Annotated in this window: 3 protein-coding genes; all 3 read left to right on the plus strand. The window is 68.3% G+C overall.

What is annotated here, in order from left to right; all coding sequences use genetic code 11:
* A partial coding sequence (locus tag E4099_RS30195) for an alpha/beta fold hydrolase (RefSeq protein WP_135342291.1) occupies nt 1-2206 on the plus strand: 2206 nt, incomplete at its 5' end.
* A gap of 354 nt (nt 2207-2560) precedes the next feature.
* Nucleotides 2561-3121: a DUF3995 domain-containing protein gene (locus tag E4099_RS30200; RefSeq protein ID WP_135342292.1), complete on the plus strand. Its 561-nt coding sequence runs from the start codon at nt 2561-2563 to the stop codon at nt 3119-3121.
* Nucleotides 3122-3421: 300 nt separating this feature from the next.
* On the plus strand, nt 3422-3676 hold the full coding sequence (locus E4099_RS34975) for a LysR family transcriptional regulator (RefSeq protein ID WP_135342293.1): 255 nt from the start codon (nt 3422-3424) through the stop codon (nt 3674-3676).
* Nucleotides 3677-3814: the final 138 nt, after the last annotated feature.

Consider the following 3814-nt stretch of genomic DNA (forward strand, 5'->3'; position numbering starts at 1 on the left):
CACCCACCCCAACGACCTCCACACCCACATCACCACCCAAGCCACCCAAGGCTTCGACCTCGCCACCCAAACCCCCCTCCGCGTCACCCTCTACCACCTCACCACCGACGAAGCACAGAACCAGAACACGGACGAGGTGACAGGAGAGTTCGTCCTCCTCTTCGTCCTCCACCACATCGCCGGTGACGGCTGGTCGGTCGCCCCGCTGGCCCGCGACTTCTCCGAGGCCTACGCCGCCCGAGCCAACGGACACGCCCCCACCTGGACCCCGCTCCCCGTCCAGTACGCCGACTACACCCTCTGGCAACGCGACGTCCTCGGCTCCGAAGACGACCCTGACTCCCCCATCAGCGCCCAGCTCACCCACTGGAAGAACGCCCTCGCCGACGCACCGGACGAGGTCGCGCTTCCGGCTGACCGCTCCCGCCCCACCACATCCAGCTACCGCGGCGAGAGCGTCACCTTCTCCATCAGCCCCGAGTTGCACAGCAGCCTGGAGAGCCTGGCCCGCACCACCGGGTCCAGCCTCTTCATGACCGTCCAGGCCGGACTCACCACGCTGCTCTCCCGCATGGGCGCCGGTGAGGACATCACCCTGGGCACCGCCATCGCCGGACGCACCGACGAGGCCCTCGACCCGCTGATCGGCTTCTTCGTCAACACCCTGGTACTGCGGACCAAGCTGGACGGCAACCCGACCACCACCGAGCTGATCGATCGCATCCGCGAACACGACCTGGCCGCCTACGCCAACCAGGACGTGCCCTTCGAGCGCCTGGTGGAAGTCCTCAACCCGACCCGCTCCCTGTCCCGGCACCCGCTCTTCCAGGTCATGCTGGTCTTCCAGAACACCCCGGAAGCCGTCATCGAGCTGCCCGGCCTCCAGGGGGGCGCGTACGAGGTCCCCGCGGGCGCGGCCAAGTTCGACCTGTCCTTCGCCTTCGGCGATGCCCCGCAGGGGGCCGGCCTGACCGGTGCCATCACGTACAGCCTCGACCTGTTCGATCGTTCCACCATCGAAGCCCTCGCGGAGCGCTTCCTGAACGTGCTGGAGACCATCACCGCCGAGCCCCACATCCGCCTCGCCGCCATCGACGTGCCGGAGATCGAAGGCCGGCCCATGCGCCTGCCCTCGCAGTGGGACGAGACCACCGCGGAGGAGACCGACGCCCCCGTGGTGGCCCGGCCCAGCCGCAACCCGCGGGAAGAGGTGCTGTGCGGGCTGTTCGCCGAGGCGCTGGGCGTGCCGAGCGTGGGGGTGAACGACAACTTCTTCCACCTGGGCGGCCACTCGCTGATGATCGTCCAGCTGCTGACCAAGGTGCGGGCCGCGTTCGGAGTGCGGTTGCCGATCCGGACGCTGTTCGAGGCCCCGACCGTGGCCGAGCTGGCGCTGCGCCTCGACGGTGACGCCGAGGACGGCATCTTCGACGTGGTCCTGCCGATGCGCACGGGCGGCTCGGGCGCGCCGCTGTTCTGCGTCCACCCTGTCAGCGGCCTGGGCTGGTCCTATGTCGGGCTGCTGCGGGAGGTCCCGGCCCAGCATCCGCTCTATGTGCTCCAGGCCCGGGGCATGAGCAGCGACGAGGCCCTGCCCACCTCCCTGGAGGAGATGGCGGCCGACTATGTGGCGCGCATCCGGGAGATCCAGCCCGAGGGGCCGTACCACCTGATGGGCTGGTCGTTCGGTGGCGCGGTGGCGCACGCCATGGCCGTACAGCTCCAGCAGGCCGGTGAGAAGGTCGAGCTGCTGGCCATGCTGGACTCCTACCCGGCGGATCCGGAGCTGGCCTCCCGCGCGCTCTCCGAGGAGCAGCTCCTCGACGCCCTGCTGCGCTACGCGGGTGCCGATCCGGCGGAGATCGAGGGCGGACTGACGGCCGAGCGGGTGGTGGAGGTGCTGCGCGAACGCGGCGGACTCTTCGGCAACTTCGACGAGGAGACCCTGGACCGGGTGGGCAAGGTGATCCACAACAGCATGGCGCTGGGCCGCGCGCACACCGCGGGCCGGTTCGACGGCGAGGTGCTCTTCTACCGGGCGATCAAGGACCGTCCGGAGTCCGCTCCGTCGATCGAGCTGTGGGAGCCGCACCTTACCGAGAAGCCGGATGTGCGGGACCTTCCGTTCACCCACGACGAGTTGACCGTGCCCGAGGCGCTCGCCCTGATCGGCCCCGGCATCCTCGAACGGCTCGGCGGAAACTGACCTCCCACGGCCTCGCCGTGGGACCCGGTGCGGGGGCCTCCCAGGCCCACAGCGAGGGAGGCCCCCGCACCACCCCGATCGTCGGCGGCCCGGACGAGTGGACCGACCGCCCGGCGTTGCCCCGGCCCCGACGGCGCGCTCCGGACTCGTCCGCCGGACGCCTTTCCCCGCTCCGTATGGTGAAGTCCACCGACTTCACCAGCGGTTGACGGGTAAGGGCCTTGATCCATTGGGGTAGAGACCTCCATGGGGCGTGCCATGGGGCAGCCGGCCTCGTTGCGAGTGTGAACCGTACGCACAGCGAAGGGAGAGCGGAGGAGGGATCCGCGAGGGTGCCGCGCCTCTGACGAACACATGGATACCCGGATAGGTAAATGGGCTGGATACGCGGTCGGCGTATGGGGGCTCCTGTTCGCGATTCCCAGCTTCATCTGGGCGATGGGCGGCACCTTCGGCGCCGAGTCCACCGTCTCGCCCGACCTGGTGGAGATGGCCGAGGACAGAGTCACCTGGTTCATGATCGTCCTGTGGGTGACCGCCTTCCTGAAGCTCTTCGGTTCGGTGATCGGCATGGGCCTGACGCGCCTGCGGGGCCTGTGGACCAGCCGCATGCTGGTGTTCTGCGGCAGTGGTGCCATGGCCCTGCTGGTCTGGCACGGCGGCTACTTCGTGATCTACGGTGTGCTGGTCAAGGCCGGCGTCCGGACCGTGGAGCCGGACCTGACCCCACTGATCGACTGGTACCTCTTCTTGTGGGGTCCGTACTTCGTCATCGGTGGCGTGGCTTTCGCCCTGGCCGTCCTCGGTTATGTCCGCCGCGCCGACGTGCCGCGTGATCTCCGGCGGTACGGCTATGTGGCCACCTCGGGCGCCGTGCTGCTGTCGCTGGCCTCGACGCTCACCGGTATCGGCTGACGCGCTTCGAGCCCGGCGCCGACCATCAGTCCGTTTCCCCGAGTTCCGGTGCGGTGGGCCGATTCCCTATACCACCGTCCACAGCCTGGGTAGTGTCTCGTCACATTCCTGCATAGGCCCGTCACATTCCTGCACGGCGTGACAGATTCCTGCAACCACGGCATGTCAGATTCCTGCAGCGACGTGGCCGGGCCGGTGGAGCTTGGCCAAAATGCATCCGCGTGGTGTTTGGCCAAAATGGATCCCACGTGGTGGAGGTGTCCTCCATCACGGACGGGGACATGCACTGTGGGGGCTTTCATGCATGAGCGCGAATTTCGGGCATTTGTATCGATCGCGGAACTAGGTCGTATGGATCAGGCAGCCCAAGCGTTGGGCTACTCCCAGCCAGCTGTGAGTTATCAAATCAAGTGCCTGGAACAGTCGTTGGGCACCGAGTTGTTCGTCCGGGACTCCACCGGGTCACGGCTCACTCGCGAGGGTCGAATGATCCTGCCGTCGGCGCGCGCCATGCTCGCCCTCTACGACAGCATCAAGAGCGTCGTCGCGGCCTGACACCGCAAGGGCGGTCCCGACGGCGTGGCACACCAGTCGGTCACCGCCCGATCCACCGCCCTGCCACGGTCGCGCACCAACGGCCCGTGGCAGGGCGTTTCTGTTTCGGGGGGCGCCTGCCGGCGGGGGTTCCGGGGC

This window comes from Streptomyces palmae (assembly GCF_004684805.1).
Lineage (GTDB): Bacteria > Actinomycetota > Actinomycetes > Streptomycetales > Streptomycetaceae > Streptomyces > Streptomyces palmae.

Bases quoted from the DNA above. Each gene is read 5' to 3' on its own strand.
- E4099_RS30200 (WP_135342292.1), top strand. From the start codon at position 2,561: ATGGATACCCGGATAGGTAAATGGGCTGGATACGCGGTCGGCGTATGG.
- E4099_RS34975 (WP_135342293.1), top strand. From the start codon at position 3,422: ATGCATGAGCGCGAATTTCGGGCATTTGTATCGATCGCGGAACTAGGT.